The sequence below is a fragment of the Flavihumibacter solisilvae genome, assembly GCF_000814475.1.
Taxonomy (GTDB): Bacteria; Bacteroidota; Bacteroidia; order Chitinophagales; family Chitinophagaceae; genus Flavihumibacter; species Flavihumibacter solisilvae.
Map to the genome: position 1 here is coordinate 17,677 of NZ_JSVC01000013.1, position 16,103 is coordinate 33,779.

Consider the following 16,103-nt stretch of genomic DNA (forward strand, 5'->3'; position numbering starts at 1 on the left):
TTTCAAAGGAATCTACTACATATGAGCGAAATCAAGAAGGAAGAAGAAAAAGGCCACAATTTTATTGAAGAGATTATAGAAGAGGATCTTGCTGCCGGCAAATACAGTAAGATCATTACCCGATTCCCGCCTGAACCCAATGGTTACCTGCATATTGGTCATGCCTCGAGCATTTGCCTGAATTTCGGGCTCACGCTGAAATACCCGGGTCATACCAATCTGCGGTTTGATGATACCAATCCCGTTACGGAAGAAACAGAATATGTCGAAAGCATCAAGGATGATATCCGCTGGCTGGGCTTTGAATGGGAGAATGAACATTACGCATCAGATTATTTTCCCCAGTTATATGATTTCGCTGTACAGCTGGTTAAAAGAGGACTTGCCTATGTAGACGATTCGACCTCTGAGGCGATCGCGTCTATGAAAGGCACTCCAACTGAACCTGGGGTTAATAGTCCCTTCCGTAATCGCAGCAGCGAAGAGAACCTCGACCTGCTGGAGCGGATGAAGAATGGTGAATTCCCTGATGGGGCACGCACCTTAAGGGCGAAGATCGATATGGCGCATCCCAACATGCTGATGCGCGACCCGATCCTGTACCGGATCAAACACGCGCATCACCACCGGACCGGCGAAGCCTGGTGTATTTACCCGATGTATGATTTTGCACATGGGCAGAGCGACTCCATTGAAACCGTGACTCATTCCCTCTGTACGATGGAGTTTGTGCCTCACCGTGAGTTGTACGACTGGCTGATCGGCAGGCTGGAGATTTATCCTTCCCACCAATATGAATTTGCACGCCGCAACCTCAATTATACCGTAACCAGCAAGCGTAAACTGCTGCAGCTGGTAAATGAAAAACACGTTACGGGTTGGGATGACCCGCGGATGCCAACAATCACGGGATTACGCCGCCGCGGTTATACGCCGGAAAGCATCCGCGACTTCTGCGAGCGCATTGGTATCGCCAAGCGCGAAAATCTGATTGACGTATCCCTGCTGGAATTCTGCGTCCGCGAGCACCTCAACAAGATCGCACACCGCCGCATGGTGGTATTTGACCCGCTGAAAGTGGTGGTCACCAATTATCCGGAAGGACAGGTGGAAATGCTGCCGAGTGAAGACAATCCCGAAGAAGAAAAGGTAACCTACCGCGAAATGCCCTTCAGCAGGGAACTGTATATCGAGGCGGATGATTTCATGGAGAACCCGCCGAAGAAGTATTTCAGGCTGGCACCCGGACAAATGGTTCGCCTGAAAAGCGCTTACATTATCCGTTGTGATGAAGTGATCAAAGATGAAAGCGGGAAAGTGACTGAGGTTCATTGCAGCTATATTCCCGAGAGCCGCAGTGGTTCCGATACTTCAGGGATCAATGTGAAGGGAACGCTGCATTGGGTGAGCATTGCCCATGCCGTGAATGCTGAGATCCGTTTGTACGACCGGCTCTTCAGGGTGGAGGACCCATCCAGCGAGGAAGGCGATTTCAAGGATTACATCAATCCTGATTCCCTGCAGGTGGTGACTAACGTATATGCTGAACCGAGCCTGCTGAAGTCGACCTTCAATGACCGTTACCAGTTTCTGCGTAAGGGCTACTTCACGCTCGACAAGGATACCAGCGAAGACCGCCTCGTATTCAACCGAACAGTAACTCTCAAAGACACCTGGGCGAAAGAGCAGAAAAAATCTTGACGGAATCACCTGTCGGGTTTTCTCCCGCCGGTTTTTACCCGTCGGGTCTCACCCGTCGGGTACCACCCGTCGGGTGAGATTGGGTGAAAACACCGTTTAATGCAGTTCCTCAACATATTCTTTTTCATATTCCATACGGCATTCACCCTGTTTAATATAACGGGGTGGATGTTTCGTAAAACAAGGAAGTGGAATCTAATCACCCTTTTTCTAACGGCCTTTTCCTGGTTTGTGCTTGGGATCTGGTATGGTTGGGGCTATTGCTTCTGCACCGACTGGCATTGGGATGTCAGGGAGAAACTGGGCTACCACGATGAGCAACAGTCCTACATTCATTTCCTGATTGCGAAACTGACCGGCCTTGAACTCAAAGCTAAGCTCGTCGAAACCGGTACAGTGATCGTCTTCGCCTTCAGCCTCGTGATGAGTCTCTGGTTGAACTTTCGCGACCGCAAGCGCGAACTCAACCGCAAGCGCGACCGTCGCACCCCTTTTTAATTTTTGAATTTCAACAGCACAACCACCCAATCGTCAGTGGAATCCTTATGCCTGTGCACCACTTCGAAGCCCGCCCGCTCATGGGCGCGCAGGGAACGGCCATTGCTGGTCGAGATCTCGGTGACGGCAAAATCGAAGCGGGAAGAAAACAACTCGCGGTGTTTGGTATACAATCCATCGAAGACTCCCTTACCGCGATATTCGGCAGCAACACAAATCTGGCCGATCACGTAATAGTTATAATCGCTCAATGGCCGGCCACCATAACGAATTAGATCAAACTGGGCGAACATGGGTTCAAGTGCGGGGATCAGTCTCCGGCATTCCGCCGACATCACCAATGCATAACCAGCAAGCGCATTGCCTTCAACAGCAATTACGGACGGAACCAGGTCATGCATCTGCTGCAGCCATTCACGGCTATGCCTGATCGTGAGGAAACCGTCCGCAGCTTTTTCATCAGGATTCAGCGTATCCTTATGATACTTCTGCTGAAGGGCAAGAATAGCATCCAGCTCTTCCGGTTTGCTTACCTGTTTATAAACAAGTGACATTACATCTGCATTGTTTTAGAAAGCCCGTTTTTCCTTTGTTGCAGATTTTGTTTTCTGGTATTGTACAGGATAGTCAAATACGATATTGCAGAAGGCCTTCACGCCGACATCAAGACGGCTGTCATCGATATAAAAGTCGGGAGTATGATGCCCCGGCGCCTTTAAAGGGTCGTTACCCTTAGGCATTCCGCCGAGATTAAAAAACAATGCAGGCGCCTTTTCGCCAAAATAGGAGAAATCTTCAGATCCTGTCGTCCAGGACTGGCTCATCAGGTTATTCGGTCCTGCTGCTTTTGCGAGTGAAGGCGCCATCATAGCTGCCAGTGCGGAGTCATTGTAGGTCACCAGTGTTTTGGTATCGATGGAAACATCTACCGTTGCGCCGGAAGCTGCGGCAATACTTTCTGCAGTCAGCTTGATGCGCCGGTGCACGTCCTTCTGCATCGTGGCATCCAGCGTGCGGATCGTGCCTTCGATCAGCGCTTCTTCAGGAATGATATTATTCCGAACCCCACTGTGGAACTTGCCTACAGTAATCACTACGGGTGCTTTCACGATGTTCTGCTGGCGGCTTACGATCGTCTGTAGCCCGTTGATGATCTGCGTGCCTACTACGATCGGATCAATACTTCCCCAGGGCGCAGAGCCATGGGCCTGCTTACCTTTTACTTTAATGGTAAACCAGTCTGATGAAGCCATGAATGCACCGGGTTTATATTTTATTACGCCTGATTCAATAGAGGATGAAATATGCAAACCGAAGATGGCATCAACCTTAGGGTTGTCCATTACCCCTTCCTTCACCATCAGTGGTGCACCGCCTTCTTCTTCACCTGGTGGACCTTCTTCCGCAGGCTGGAATATGAATTTCACTGTTCCCTGTATATCCTTCTTCATCCCTGCCAGTACTTCCGCCGTGCCCATTAAAATGGCAACATGACTATCGTGTCCACAAGCATGCATCACAGGTACTGTTTGTCCGAGGTAATCTGCTTTCACTGTCGATTTGAAAGGAACGTCAACCCTCTCCTCAACCGGAAGGGCATCCATATCGGCACGCAGCGCCATAACAGGACCAGGCTTCCCGCCTTTCAGGATCCCTACCACGCCTGTCAGCGCAACTTTTTCCTGCACTTCAATGCCCAGTGAACGCAAATGGGTGGCGATATATTCCATCGTTTTGAACTCCCTGTTTCCCAACTCGGGATGCTCATGGAGATAACGCCGCCATTCAATAACCTTTGGAAGAATTGCTTTCGCTTTTGCGTCTATTGATGAGGGTGAGGAGGTGCTTTGTGACCAGGCTATTGGGTTGATCGCCAACAGGAATAAGAGCAGTTGGGGAAAACGAAATTTCATATCTATCGGTTGATTGGGTAAATTAGAAAAAATCTCCAGTAAAACAAGTGATATGAAAAGGAATGTCCTTTTGCGATCAGCGTTGCTGCTGGTACTGCCAGCTGTTTTTCATATCGCCTGTACCCCTTCATTAAATTCCTATACTACGCCCACAAATTTGCTGGGCCGGCTCGACAACGATCCCCGCCTTTCTGCATTTTCGAGCCTGCTGAGCAGGGTTCCGAAAATCGGAAAGTTGCTTGGTGGCAAGACAAAGTATACCATTCTTGCGCCCACCAACGAAGCCATTGCTGATATGGGCCAGGATGCCATTGCAGGATTTACCGGGAGTAAAGAGGGGCTCCAACACCTCGGAAATGTAGTGAAGAACCATATGATCCGCGATGTAAAATCGCCGGACGAGGTCCGTTCCGGCAATACTGTGACGCTGAAAGGCGATACGTTGCGCGCTGTACAATTGGAATATGTCGGCGAGCCGATAACCGCCGATAATGGTATTATACTGGTGGTAGCAAAAGTAATCCGTTAGGCCCTGATGACTTTATCTGTGTTCGCCAAAAACGCTTCTCAGTTCATCTGCTATTTCCCCCAGCGTGCATTTGTATTCTACTGCTTCGATCACGGCAGGCATTATATTTTCGCCACTTGATGCTTTATCATTGAGCGACTGGAGTACCTGGTCCACCATTGCCGGGTCACGGTTGTTGCGGAGGGCTTCAAGCTTCTGGGTCTGCACCTTTCGGATGGAATCGTCGACACGGAAAACCGGGATATTATCCGGCTGGTCAACCCTGAACCTGTTTACTCCAACAATGATCTTGTCACCTGTTTCGATCTTCCGTTGGTAATCGTACGCGCTGCGGGCGATCTCTTCCTGGATAAATCCTTCTTCGAGCGCGCTTACGCTGCCTCCCATGGCCTCGATCTTTGCGATCAGGTCCCAGGCATGCTGTTCGAGCTCGGCAGTGAGTGCCTCCACAAAATAGGAACCGGCAAGCGGATCAACGGTATCGGCAATCCCACTTTCAAATGCGGTGATCTGTTGTGTGCGCAGGGCAATGCGTGCAGCTTCTTCTGTTGGCAGGCTCAGCGCCTCATCGTAGCCGTTCGTATGCAATGATTGTGTTCCGCCCAATACGGCAGCAATGGTCTGGATAGTCACCCGGCTGATATTGTTCAGGGGTTGCTGGGCAGTAAGAGTGCTGCCGCCGGTCTGCGTATGGAATCGCAGCATCATAGCCCGTGGATCCGTCGCACCCAGCGATTTCATTATTGTAGCCCACATCCTCCGTGCAGCACGGAATTTTGCCACCTCTTCAAAGAGGTTATTGTGCGCATTGAAGAAAAATGAAAGCCTTTTCCCAAACACATTGATATCGAGACCACGTTCCAATGCTGCCTGTACATAGGCGCGGCCATTACTGAGCGTGAATGCCACTTCCTGCACAGCTGTAGAGCCGGCCTCACGGATATGGTAGCCCGAAATTGAGATGGTATTCCACTTCGGTACATTATCACTGCACCATTCGAAGATGTCGGTAACGATCCTCATCGAAGGTTTTGGCGGGTAGATGAAAGTTCCGCGGGCTGCATATTCTTTCAGGATGTCATTCTGGATCGTGCCGGAGATCTTTTTCAGGTCGGCCCCCTGTTGTTTCGCCATCGCCACATACAGGGAGAGCAGGATAAACCCGGTTGCATTGATGGTCATGGAGGTGCTGACATCCTCAAGTTTAATACCCTGGAACAGGGCATGCATGTCTTCAATGCTATTGATGGATACACCAACTTTTCCCACTTCCCCTTCGGCGAGGGGATGGTCGCTGTCATACCCGATCTGGGTGGGCAGGTCGAAGGCGACACTGAGTCCCATTACGCCCTGCGACAGCAGGTAATGATATCTTTTGTTGCTTTCTTCGGCGGTACTGAAACCTGCGTACTGGCGCATAGTCCAGGGTTTGCCCCTGTACATATCAGGCTGCACGCCGCGGGTAAACGGAAACTGGCCCGGCTGCTCTTTTGTGTCGAGTGAACCGGGCAGGTCTTCCTGCCGATAGATTTCCTTTATTTCAATTTCACTATCTGTCAGGATCTTTTTATCTGGCATGGCAATCGTTTTTGTTTTTTCTACATCAGCTGATCAGTTTCTTAGCTTCGAAACTCAAGGCTTCCTGTACCATGGTATGCATGGAGCCCTGTGGCTGACTCATGATGAACTCGATGATCTTCTTGTTGAATTCAAGTCCGCTCGTTTCATTGGGAAGGATAGACGCCAGTTGGTTTATGATATGGATGTTCTGTTCTTTCAGGTTACGAATGGCCTCCCACGCTTCATTGCTTACATAGATCTGCTGGGACAGGTTATAGTCGAACTCCTGCTTAATGGCTGCCGTGAGCAGCTGTTGCATGGAACGTTTGTCAAGTCCGGGTTCGTTATTCCTGCTGATCACGTTCGGCAATGCGATCCGTTCTGCAAGGATCACCAGTCGCTCGTAAGCCGCCAGTTTCATCTGTTTTGAGCTGGCAGTGGCAGTAGTGTCTGAAGCTTTTTCCTTAGGGCCGGAATCTTCGGCTATGGCACGCTTGTCTTTCTGGTAAAAATAAAAATACAGACCCGCGATAACGATGAGCAGGCCTACGGCAAGGTAAATCATGAGATTCGTTTCCATTACTGTGGAGATTATAGGCAGCAAATTTAACGGTGGATTGCATCCGTAAACCCTTTTGCTTTGGAAATGTTATTTTTGTAAAAATTTGACTTCATGGAAACTACTATACAGGCTCCGGTAACTTTCACACCCGGGGCAATAACGGAACTGACGAGACTGATGAATGAACCGGGGTTTGAGTCAAAGGTTTTAAGGGTAGGAGTGAAGGGCGGCGGATGTTCCGGCCTCAGCTATGTACTTGGCTTTGATGAGACCCAGGAAGGCGATGATCATTTTGAGATCAACGGCATTCCCTGCGTAATGAATAAATCGCATGGCATGTACCTGATGGGAATGGAAATTGACTGGCAGGATGGACTGAATTCCCGCGGTTTCACATTCACAAATCCCAATGCAAGCAAAACCTGCGGATGCGGCACCAGCTTCGCCGTGTAAGCAGATCAACTGATTTTTCCGCTGGTGACAGCAAAAAAAAAGCAACCCCGAAAGGTTGCTTTTCTTTTTATCGTCCGAACCGTTTATGCTGTTGTTGCAGGGCGGCCTACTTTTTTGTCTTCTGCATGTTTTTCGGGCTCCATTTCACCAAGTGGCTTGTCTTTGGCAATATCCACGAGGATCGGCGCAGCTACGAAAATTGATGAGTAACATCCTGTTACCACACCGATCAGCATTGCAAATGCGAATCCTTTAGTCACTTCACCGCCAACGAGGAAGAGGGTCAGGATGGTAAGGAATACCGTTACCGACGTCATGATCGTCCGGCTCAGGGTGTCATTGATCGACTTATTGATCACTTCCGATTTGGTAGCCCCTTTCATCAGGTGGCCATTCTCCCTGATCCTGTCGAACACGATCACCGTATCGTTCATTGAGAAACCGATTACGGTCAGGATCGCCGCAATGAAGTGCTGGTCGATCTCGAGCGGGAACGGAACTATATTCTTGAAGAAAGAGAACACAATCAGGATCACAATTACGTCGTGCAGCAACGCCACTACTGTACCTACGCTATATCTCCAGTCGCGGAAACGAACGAAGATGTACAGTGAGATGGCAAGCAGTGACCAGAAGGTAGCCCACTTTGCTCCGGTCTTAAGGTCATCAGAAATGGTAGCGTCAACCCTCTTGGATCCCTGCAGGTATTTGGCATCGAAATCCTGGGCAGTTGTTCCTTCAGGCAGGAAAGCTTTCAGTCCGTCGAACAGCTTGGCCTGCACTTCGATATCAGTTTCCACACCGGGTCTTTCGATCAGGTAGTCAGTAGTGATGTCGAGCTGGTTGGCTCCGCCATATGTTTTAATGATGGGATACTTTCCAAATACCTTGTCAAGCGCATGACCCACATCTTCTGTTGATACCGTTTTACGGAAGTTCACGATGTAGCTGCGGCCGCCACTGAATTCAACGCCTTCGTTAAATCCGTTCACCATGGCGCCAATACCGCCGATCACCACAACAGCTGTAATGATATAAGCTACTTTCCTGTAACTGATAAAATCATATTTGGCATGCTTGAATATGCTGCGGCTCAGGTTTGTGAAATAGTTGAAGTGACGGTTCTTCTTAGTCCAGAAGTCAGTGATCAACCTGGAAACGAGGATACCGCAGAACAGGCTCAGCAGGATACCGAGGATCTGTGTAGTTGCGAAACCAAGTACCGGTCCAAGTCCAAAGTAGAACAGGATGATGGCCGTCAGCAGGGTGGTGATGTGACCATCAAGAACCGGCGCAAGCGAACGGTGGTAACCGTCCTGCACCGCCTGGTGATAGGTCTTACCCTTATTCAGTTCGTCCTTGATCCTTTCAAAGATAACCACGTTGGTATCAACCGCCATACCGATGGTCAGTACGAGACCCGCGATACCCGGCGCGGTCAATGTTGCATTCAGGGCGCTGAGTACACCGACTGTGAACAGCAGGTTCAGTATCAGTGCGATGTTCGCAACCCATCCTGCAGTATTGTAATACACCAGCATCAGGATGAAGATCAGTGCAAAGGAGATGGCGAATGCCAGTGTACCTCCCTTGATGGCTTCCTTACCCAGTGTTGGTCCTACAACCTGCTCCTGTACGATCTTGGCAGGTGCATCGAGCTTACCGCTCTTCAGGATGTTTGAAAGGTCCTGTCCTTCCTGAACTGAGAATGAACCGGAGATCTGGGAGTTACCGCCAGTGATTGGTTCGTTAACGTTCGGTGCTGAATAAACGATATCATCGAGTACGATCGCGATGGCGCGACCTACGTTATCGCCTGTCATTTTAGCCCAGATCTTCTCACCCTGCTTGCTCATGGTCATGTTAACCGTAACCTGGTTTGTAACAGGGTTGAAATCCTGGTATGCATCAGTGATATATTCACCTTCAAGCTTGGCTTTTTCTGAACCGGCAACAGTCCTGATAGCGTAGAATGGAACATATTCCATCACTTTGCCATTGGCATCTGTTTCCGCCATGCCATAGAGGAATTTCACATCGCCAGGCATGTTTCCTGCAACAGCAGGAGTCTTCAGCAATTCACTCAGTTTAGACGTGTCTTTCAGTGCAACATAACCGAGGTTCGGAGCGAACTCCGGACGACCGTCCTTGTTTGCATCCTGGGGCTGGATGAACTGTACGAGACTGATCAGCGGGTTCTGTGACCTTGCAGCTTCAGGAGTCTTGGCAACAGCTGTAGTATCGCCACTCTTGATCATGTCAGCCATTGAACCGGTGTCTTTGGCTTTTGTTGTGTCTGCTGATGCAACTGCAGCCTTTGTAGTGTCAGCAGTTGAAGCGTTTCCTTTCTCTGCAACAGCAGCAGCCTTGTCAGCTGCTTCGATGCTCCTGCCGAGTTCGGAAATGTTATATACTTCGAAGAACTGCAGGTTCGCGGTTGACTGCAGGTACTTACGAACCCTTTCCGGATCGCTTGCACCAGCCAGTTCAACAGTGATGATACCTTTGGTTTCATCGAGACTGATATTCGGCTGTGCCACACCGAACTTATCGATACGTTTGGTGAGGACATCGTATGTCTGCTTCATGGCAGCAGTTGCCTGGTCGCGGATGTGCTTAACAACAGCATCATCGCCGGCATCGATCTTCAGCTTATTGCGCGAGCTGTTAGCAAAGAGGGGAGCCATTTTTACACCTGGGTTCACTTCTTTGAATGACTGTGCAAAAAGGGTAATGAAATCTGCATCGGAATTCACTTTTTTCCTGGTTGCCTCAGCCAGTGCCTTTTTCAGCGCCGGATCATTGGGATTATTACTCAGACCTTTGATCAATCCATCCAGGGCAACATCCATAGTCACGTTGATACCACCCTGCAGGTCAAGACCGAGCAACAGTTCGCTTTCTTTGGCTTTCTGGTAGGAATGACCCCACCAGGTGATCTTCTGATCACGCGTGCTGTCCTGTAATCTCCTTACACGGCTTTTCTTGATCTCGTTCAGTGTGTCCTGGTACAAAGCCTGTAAGTCTTTGTTACCGGAATACTTTTGTTCGGGGCTTGGGTAGGTGCTGACAAACTTCGTTGCCTTTTCTTCAATGGATCTTTCGTGGCTGTTCACAAACCATGTGAAGGAAAGCTGGTACAAGGAAATCAGAATTAGGATAGCAGCAAAAATGCTTACCAGACTTCTCATCGCAATACTTGTTTCGTTTTTTGTTATTTTTTAAAGAGTGGCAAATATAGGATTTCAGACTTAATAATGGCAGTATGTCACGCGAATTGTCGGAATTGCCTAAAATGCTTGTGGCTGCTGCATTTCACCAGTTCAAAGGGGTGTTCCACAGGCTTGATTTCGGTCATTTGGTATAAAATAAAAAAACTATGTGTTTGCCAATGGATCATAATCAACTCGGATGTGTCACCGGGGCAATGGCAGAATATTTGTTATCATTGAGCTTGAAAATTGCCTTTATGCGTTTTTTAACGGTATGTTCCTTTTTTATCATTTGTTCCTGCGCCTGTTCTTCCACCCGAAATTCCGCAACCCGAATAGATAAAGCTGCAGACAGTCCGGGAACGGCTTCCCCGCAAAGCACTTCAAAAGCAAACGATATGCCCGCCCGTACTGCGACCCGGACCGACAGCTTCATGGAAAACCTGCTTGCCGGTCACCCGGAATACTTTTCTGACATACTTAACAACCGGGAAGCGCGAAAGGTGCAGATCATTTATACGCGGATTGACCGCAAAAGCGACAATACGCCGGTTTTTACCCCGTACTACTTCAACGTTAATGCCGGTAACTATTTTTACCCGGCTTCAACTGTAAAGATGCCGGTGGCCCTGCTGACCCTGGAAAAGCTGAACGATATGAAAGTCAGCGGACTCGATAAGAACAGCGCCATGACGACCGGAACTGCTTTCAGCGGCCAGTCTGAAGTGCTGAACGATCCTTCATCCGCCAACGGCAGTCCGTCTGTCGCCCAGTACATCCGGAAAATCTTCCTGGTCAGTGACAACGACGCTTATAACCGCCTTTATGAATTCCTTGGGCAGGAATACATCAACAATACGCTGAAGGAAAAAGGTTACCAGTATGCTGATATCCTGCATCGCCTCGATATCCCGCTGACCCAGGAGCAGAACCGGAACACAAACCCGGTGAAGTTTACGGACAGTTCCGGCAACCTCATTTTTGAAAAGCCGGCCATGACGAGTAAGCTGGCTTATCCCTCAAGGCATGAGACTGTCGGGAAGGGCTATTATTCGGGAGGAAAACTGGTTGAGAAACCACTCGATTTTTCGGCGAAGAACAGGTTCAGCCTGGAAGAGCTGACGCGCGTGCTGCAATCTGTTTTATTCCCGGCCTCGGTGCCTGCCAGCCAGAGATTCAGGCTGACGGACGAAGACTACCGCTTCGTGAGAAAGTATATGTCTGAGTTACCGCGCGAGTCTGTTTACCCGCCATACCCTGCGGATGCTTATTGGGACAGTTACGTAAAATTCCTGATGTACGGCAGTGACAAAAATGTACGCCTCACTCCCGGCACCATCCGCATCTTCAACAAGATAGGCGATGCTTACGGGTTTCTCACGGATGTGGCGTACGTAGTGGATTTTGAAAAGGGAATTGAATTCATGCTGAGCGCATCTATCTATTGTAACGGCGACGAAATCCTGAACGACGATAACTACGAATATGAAAACTTTGGCTGGCCGTTCATGAAAAACCTTGGACAGCTCATCTACGACATGGAGTCGAAGCGGAAGAAAGAAGTAATGCCCGACCTGTCGGAGTTTAAGATGGATTACGGCGGTGAAAATTGATTGGCGCGCGACTTTATTTAATTTTGAATTTTTGCGTTTTGAATTCTATCATGAAAATATTTGCCGGGTTATTAATAGCCATTTTGTTCGCTTCCTGCCTGAAGCAGGAAGATGAAACCGACAGTGGCCCCAAAGCGCGGATCACGATCATCAATGCTGGGCTTGAAAGCGAGCCGGTAACGCTGTTACTGGATAACCTGCAGGTGAATGACGTGCCCATCCCTTATGGAGAGTCCAGCGGAAACAGCATAAATACTTACCTGCCGGCGAGACCCGGGCTTCATTCAACATCCTTCCAGGTGGGTTCAGGTGCGCCGATCGGTAACAAATTCTTTCATTGGGAGGCAGATGAATATTATACCGTAATTCAATATGATACGGTAGTGGGTACCAACGGATCATGGCTCATCCTCAAAGACGAAGTCGCTCCTGTTGATACGCTGGCAAAGGCGAGGTTCATCAATGCGGTTGCGGGAGAGCAGGCGCTGGGACTAAGGCTGATCCGGAATCCTGACACTGTTACCGTGTCAGTAGGGGATGTTTTTATCGGCCAGTCAGGTTCATTTAATTCATCGTTCGGCACCCAGTTCAAGCCAGGCACCTGGCGAATGGAACTGCTTGCGGTTGACAGTGTTCTCGAATCGAAGGAAATCACTTTCACCGAAAATACACTTTACTCACTGGTTGCAATAGGGGAGCAGTTCGGAACAGGGAACAAACAACCGACCGTTCTTACTGTTGTGCAGGCGAAATAATTCTTCATGCGCTTCACGTCTGTGATTTCGTTATTTTTACAGGTTGTCAAGCAATCGATTTAAGAACCAACAACTTTATTAACGAAATGTCACTATCATCGCGACTGCAACGTTTCAGCGAACCGGAAACGCTCCGGATGGCCAAAATGGGCCGTGAACTGCGTGCCAAAGGATTTGATGTGATTGATCTCAGCCTTGGTGAACCAGATTTTGATACTCCTGCTCATATCAAGGACGCTGCAAAGAAGGCAGTTGAAGAAAACTGGAGTCATTATCCGCCGGTAGCCGGATATCCTGACCTGAGAGAAGCCATATGCACCAAATTGAAACGTGATAACAACCTCGATTATAAGCCGGAAAATATTCTCGTTTCCACAGGAGCCAAACAAAGTATCGCCAACCTGATCATGGCATTGGTAGATACGGGCGATGAAGTGGTGATCCCTACTCCTTACTGGGTTTCTTACTCCGAAATAGTAAAGATGTCAGAAGGGGTTCCTGTTATGATCCGCACAGGTGCCAGGGAAGGGTATAAGGTTAGTCCTGAACAGGTTGACGCAGCCATTACCCCGAAAACGAAATTGTTCATGTTCTCTTCACCCTGTAATCCTACCGGTGCCGTGTATTCGAAGGCTGAACTGGAAGGGCTTGCAGAAGTGTTCCGTAAGCATCCGCAGGTATACATCATGAGTGATGAGATCTATGAGTATATCAATTACAACGGGAAACATGAAAGCATTGCGCAGTTCGACGACATTAAAGATCGCGTGATCATCATCAACGGGCTGAGCAAAGGCTTTGCAATGACGGGATATCGCCTGGGTTATATTGCGGGAGATCCGGCAATAGTGAAAGCCTGCGAGAAGATCCAGGGACAAATAACAAGCGGGGCCAATGCCGTTACCCAACGTGCAGCAATTACCGCGCTGACCGCCGATCTGAAACCCAGCCTTGAAATGGTGAAGGAGTTCGGCGAAAGGAAGAAAGTGATCATGTCACTGCTGAATAATATTCCGGGTGTTACATGCAATGAGCCGGACGGTGCATTTTATGTATTCCCTGATGTATCATCCTATTTCGGAAAATCCGATGGTACCACTAAAGTCAACAATGCAGACGAACTCTGCTTTTATATCCTCGAGAATGCGCACGTGACAACGGTTACGGGCAAAGCTTTCGGTGAAGACAAATGCATTCGTATTGCTTTCACCAACAGTCTTCCTAAAATAGAGGAAGGCATGGCAAGGATCAAAGGGGTGCTCGGTAAACTTCATTAAACACTTAAAGTTATGCGAAGACCTGTGCTTCGCATAACTTTACTTATACAGGCCAGACTAATATCATTTCCCAATATGGACAGCAAAATCAAGGCAGATCTTTACCGTTATGGAGGATTGACCGGAGTGAAAGGACTGTTTAAAGGATTGATGAACCCGGGTTTTCGCTACACCTTCCTGCTGCGGAAAGCAGGTGCAACTAATACCTATTCCCCCAGCGGGCTTTTATGGAGAATTCTTCTTCGCCATTATTCATTCAAATACGGATTCCAGATCTTTCCGAGCACACAAATCGGGGAAGGATTTTATATTTCCCATTTTGGCCCGATCGTGATCAACGGGAAAGTTAAGATCGGCCGGAATTGCAACATCACACATGGCGTAACCCTTGGCCAGGCAAATCGCGGCAGTAATATGGGATGCCCTGAACTGGGAGACAATGTCTGGCTCGGTACCAATGCGGTTCTGGTGGGAAAAATAAAAGTAGGATCGAATGTGCTTGTTGCTCCGAATGCTTATGTCAACTTTGACGTTCCGGATAATTCAATTGTATTAGGCAACCCCGGCAAGATCATTCCGAAGCAGAATCCGGTAGAGGGCTATATTGATTTTGTGCTGCCTTCAGCAAGTCATCATGCACCTGTAACACCTGGGGAACAACCAGTTTAAGGTCATCATTAACGATGACATAATCGCATAATTTCATTTTGATCTCTTCACTGATCTGGTTCTCCATCCGTTTAATCACTTCCTCCCGCGAAACTTTGTCGCGTTGCATTACGCGGTGAATACGCAGGTGCTGTGGCGCATATACACCGATCACAAGATCCAGGTTTGACTGGGAACCGGTCTCAAAGATCAATGCGGCTTCTTTGAGGGCATATGGCGTTCCCTGGTTATGCATCCATTTTTCGCCGTCGCGGATAGTAGCGGGGTGAACCAGTGAATTGAGAAGATCAAGTTTTTTCTTGTCGTGGAAAACGATGGAAGAAATGAAAGGGCGGTTGAGTTTTCCTTCCAGGTAGGCGGAGGTGCCAAAATGTGCCATGATGGATTCACGCAGGGCAGGGTCTTCTTCCATCAGCCGCTTAGCGGCACTATCAGCATTGTAGACAGGGATACCGATACCGGCAAATACTTTCGCAACAATTGTTTTGCCGCTACCGATACCCCCTGTTATGCCTACACGTAGCATTATTTTTTGTCTGCTGTTGCTACAGCACCCTTGTTGACATTCTGTGTCCATTCCAGGGAGATAGCAGATTTTTCAATCTTCATATAGCTACCCGGGCTGGTTTCAACTTCAATAGTACCGTCTTCATTAACCTTGTTAACTCTGCCATGAATACCAGCTATGGTCACGATTTTATCGCCTTTTTGCATATTCTCCTGGAACTGTTTGGCAAGCTTGGCTTTTTTGGCCTGGGGACGGATCATAAAGAGCCAGAACACCAGGATCATACCACCGAGCAATACTAACTGGAACATACCGGCATTACCACCGGCAGCCTGTAAGAAAACTAAATTGGTCATTGTTTATGGTTTGAAAAGTAAATTTATTGTTTTGTTCCCTGAACCTCTACCTTGAAACGAAGGGTGTGATCCATTCCTCCCAGTGTATTGGCCTTTACAAAAATCGATTTGTTGTTGGTGCCCGGACGTCCGTTACTGTCGAAGCTTCCTTTGATCAAACCTTCTTTGCCCGGCAGGATGGGCTCTTTGGGCGGCTCGGCAGCTGTGCAGCCGCAACCCGGTGATACGGAGTAAATGATCAGGGGATTGTCACCCGTGTTTTTAAACCGGAAGGTAACTTCTACCTTCTGGCCTTCATTCACTTTACCGAAATCACGGTCGTTGTCGAGCCACTCGATCTTTGTGAATGTGCTGCTGTCAACGTTTTGGGCCGACTGGATATGCGGATCAACAGGACTTTGCCCTGCATTCGCCGAAGCACTTTTGTCTCCGCTGTTCTGGCAGGCAGCCGCTGATATTGCGATCAGTGCAAATGAAAGTAGGTAGGTACGCATGTC

At 48.7% G+C, this 16,103-nt stretch carries 16 protein-coding genes; 8 read left to right on the forward strand and 8 right to left on the reverse strand.

What is annotated here, in order from left to right; genetic code table 11:
* Nucleotides 1-21 precede the first annotated feature (21 nt).
* Both OI18_RS11635 and OI18_RS11640 read left to right on the forward strand, forming a co-directional pair.
* Entirely contained in the window at nt 22-1,701 is a 1,680-nt protein-coding gene (locus OI18_RS11635) for a glutamine--tRNA ligase/YqeY domain fusion protein (protein WP_039140040.1), read from the forward strand.
* 99 nt (nt 1,702-1,800) lie between these two features.
* On the forward strand, nt 1,801-2,199 hold the full coding sequence (locus tag OI18_RS11640) for a DUF2784 domain-containing protein (protein ID WP_039140041.1): 399 nt from the start codon (nt 1,801-1,803) through the stop codon (nt 2,197-2,199).
* On the opposite strand, the gene OI18_RS11645 is transcribed toward OI18_RS11640, so the two are convergent.
* Together OI18_RS11645 and OI18_RS11650 are read right to left on the reverse strand one after the other, a co-directional pair.
* Nucleotides 2,196-2,753 carry a GNAT family N-acetyltransferase gene (locus tag OI18_RS11645; RefSeq protein WP_039140042.1) on the reverse strand — a complete coding sequence of 186 codons (558 nt, stop codon included), beginning with the start codon at nt 2,751-2,753 and terminating at the stop codon, nt 2,196-2,198. The genes OI18_RS11640 and OI18_RS11645 overlap by 4 nt on opposite strands.
* Nucleotides 2,754-2,768: 15 nt before the next feature.
* Complete coding sequence (locus tag OI18_RS11650) at nt 2,769-4,112, reverse strand: amidohydrolase (RefSeq protein ID WP_052273130.1); 1,344 nt, start codon at nt 4,110-4,112, stop codon at nt 2,769-2,771.
* Nucleotides 4,113-4,164: 52 nt separating this feature from the next.
* Between OI18_RS11650 and OI18_RS11655 the strand changes: the two genes are divergently transcribed.
* Nucleotides 4,165-4,641: a fasciclin domain-containing protein gene (locus OI18_RS11655; RefSeq protein ID WP_152616804.1), complete on the forward strand. Its 477-nt coding sequence runs from the start codon at nt 4,165-4,167 to the stop codon at nt 4,639-4,641.
* Nucleotides 4,642-4,653: 12 nt separating this feature from the next.
* Here OI18_RS11655 and OI18_RS11660 read toward each other — a convergent pair whose 3' ends face one another.
* Nucleotides 4,654-6,219, reverse strand: coding sequence for an acyl-CoA mutase large subunit family protein (locus OI18_RS11660; RefSeq protein WP_039140044.1), 1,566 nt, complete (start codon nt 6,217-6,219; stop codon nt 4,654-4,656).
* Nucleotides 6,220-6,244: 25 nt separating this feature from the next.
* On the reverse strand, nt 6,245-6,781 hold the full coding sequence (locus OI18_RS11665) for a DUF7935 family protein (protein WP_039140046.1): 537 nt from the start codon (nt 6,779-6,781) through the stop codon (nt 6,245-6,247).
* Nucleotides 6,782-6,874: 93 nt separating this feature from the next.
* Between OI18_RS11665 and OI18_RS11670 the strand changes: the two genes are divergently transcribed.
* Nucleotides 6,875-7,216: a HesB/IscA family protein gene (locus tag OI18_RS11670; protein ID WP_039140047.1), complete on the forward strand. Its 342-nt coding sequence runs from the start codon at nt 6,875-6,877 to the stop codon at nt 7,214-7,216.
* A gap of 83 nt (nt 7,217-7,299) precedes the next feature.
* Here the strand turns inward: OI18_RS11670 and secDF are convergent, their stop codons facing one another.
* A complete protein-coding gene (gene secDF, locus OI18_RS11675; protein WP_082037938.1) occupies nt 7,300-10,407 on the reverse strand; it encodes a protein translocase subunit SecDF in 3,108 nt (1,035 codons plus the stop codon).
* A 278-nt stretch (nt 10,408-10,685) separates the two neighbouring features.
* Here secDF and OI18_RS11685 point away from each other — a divergent pair, with 278 nt between their 5' ends.
* From OI18_RS11685 to OI18_RS11700, 4 genes are all read left to right on the forward strand, one after another.
* A complete protein-coding gene (locus tag OI18_RS11685; protein WP_205410035.1) occupies nt 10,686-12,041 on the forward strand; it encodes a serine hydrolase in 1,356 nt (451 codons plus the stop codon).
* A 50-nt stretch (nt 12,042-12,091) separates the two neighbouring features.
* Nucleotides 12,092-12,796 (forward strand): DUF4397 domain-containing protein, encoded by a 705-nt coding sequence (locus OI18_RS11690; protein WP_039140050.1) that lies wholly within the window; start codon nt 12,092-12,094, stop codon nt 12,794-12,796.
* Nucleotides 12,797-12,882: 86 nt separating this feature from the next.
* Nucleotides 12,883-14,073: a pyridoxal phosphate-dependent aminotransferase gene (locus tag OI18_RS11695; RefSeq protein ID WP_039140051.1), complete on the forward strand. Its 1,191-nt coding sequence runs from the start codon at nt 12,883-12,885 to the stop codon at nt 14,071-14,073.
* Nucleotides 14,074-14,148: 75 nt separating this feature from the next.
* Entirely contained in the window at nt 14,149-14,742 is a 594-nt protein-coding gene (locus tag OI18_RS11700) for a serine O-acetyltransferase (protein ID WP_052273132.1), read from the forward strand.
* Here the strand turns inward: OI18_RS11700 and coaE are convergent.
* From coaE to OI18_RS11715, 3 genes are read right to left on the reverse strand one after another with little or no spacing between them, the layout of a single operon-like run.
* A complete protein-coding gene (gene coaE, locus OI18_RS24230) occupies nt 14,645-15,268 on the reverse strand; it encodes a dephospho-CoA kinase (protein WP_072038995.1) in 624 nt (207 codons plus the stop codon). The two genes, OI18_RS11700 and coaE, sit on opposite strands and share 98 nt — an antisense overlap.
* Nucleotides 15,268-15,606, reverse strand: a complete 339-nt coding sequence (gene yajC, locus OI18_RS11710; RefSeq protein ID WP_039140053.1) for a preprotein translocase subunit YajC — start codon at nt 15,604-15,606, stop codon at nt 15,268-15,270. The genes coaE and yajC overlap by 1 nt, the downstream gene beginning before the upstream one ends.
* A gap of 23 nt (nt 15,607-15,629) precedes the next feature.
* On the reverse strand, nt 15,630-16,100 hold the full coding sequence (locus OI18_RS11715; RefSeq protein ID WP_039140055.1) for a DUF1573 domain-containing protein: 471 nt from the start codon (nt 16,098-16,100) through the stop codon (nt 15,630-15,632).
* Nucleotides 16,101-16,103 lie beyond the last annotated feature (3 nt).

Excerpts from the sequence above, each read along its gene's own strand:
- OI18_RS11650 (WP_052273130.1), bottom strand. The coding sequence starts at position 4,112 with ATGAAATTTCGTTTTCCCCAACTGCTCTTATTCCTGTTGGCGATCAAC.
- OI18_RS11645 (WP_039140042.1), bottom strand. The coding sequence starts at position 2,753 with ATGTCACTTGTTTATAAACAGGTAAGCAAACCGGAAGAGCTGGATGCT.
- OI18_RS11690 (WP_039140050.1), top strand. The coding sequence starts at position 12,092 with ATGAAAATATTTGCCGGGTTATTAATAGCCATTTTGTTCGCTTCCTGC.
- OI18_RS11655 (WP_152616804.1), top strand. The coding sequence starts at position 4,165 with ATGAAAAGGAATGTCCTTTTGCGATCAGCGTTGCTGCTGGTACTGCCA.
- OI18_RS11700 (WP_052273132.1), top strand. The coding sequence starts at position 14,149 with ATGGACAGCAAAATCAAGGCAGATCTTTACCGTTATGGAGGATTGACC.
- OI18_RS11665 (WP_039140046.1), bottom strand. The coding sequence starts at position 6,781 with ATGGAAACGAATCTCATGATTTACCTTGCCGTAGGCCTGCTCATCGTT.
- OI18_RS11640 (WP_039140041.1), top strand. The coding sequence starts at position 1,801 with ATGCAGTTCCTCAACATATTCTTTTTCATATTCCATACGGCATTCACC.
- OI18_RS11715 (WP_039140055.1), bottom strand. The coding sequence starts at position 16,100 with ATGCGTACCTACCTACTTTCATTTGCACTGATCGCAATATCAGCGGCT.
- yajC (WP_039140053.1), bottom strand. The coding sequence starts at position 15,606 with ATGACCAATTTAGTTTTCTTACAGGCTGCCGGTGGTAATGCCGGTATG.
- secDF (WP_082037938.1), bottom strand. The coding sequence starts at position 10,407 with ATGAGAAGTCTGGTAAGCATTTTTGCTGCTATCCTAATTCTGATTTCC.
- OI18_RS11635 (WP_039140040.1), top strand. The coding sequence starts at position 22 with ATGAGCGAAATCAAGAAGGAAGAAGAAAAAGGCCACAATTTTATTGAA.
- OI18_RS11660 (WP_039140044.1), bottom strand. The coding sequence starts at position 6,219 with ATGCCAGATAAAAAGATCCTGACAGATAGTGAAATTGAAATAAAGGAA.
- coaE (WP_072038995.1), bottom strand. The coding sequence starts at position 15,268 with ATGCTACGTGTAGGCATAACAGGGGGTATCGGTAGCGGCAAAACAATT.
- OI18_RS11685 (WP_205410035.1), top strand. The coding sequence starts at position 10,686 with ATGCGTTTTTTAACGGTATGTTCCTTTTTTATCATTTGTTCCTGCGCC.
- OI18_RS11670 (WP_039140047.1), top strand. The coding sequence starts at position 6,875 with ATGGAAACTACTATACAGGCTCCGGTAACTTTCACACCCGGGGCAATA.
- OI18_RS11695 (WP_039140051.1), top strand. The coding sequence starts at position 12,883 with ATGTCACTATCATCGCGACTGCAACGTTTCAGCGAACCGGAAACGCTC.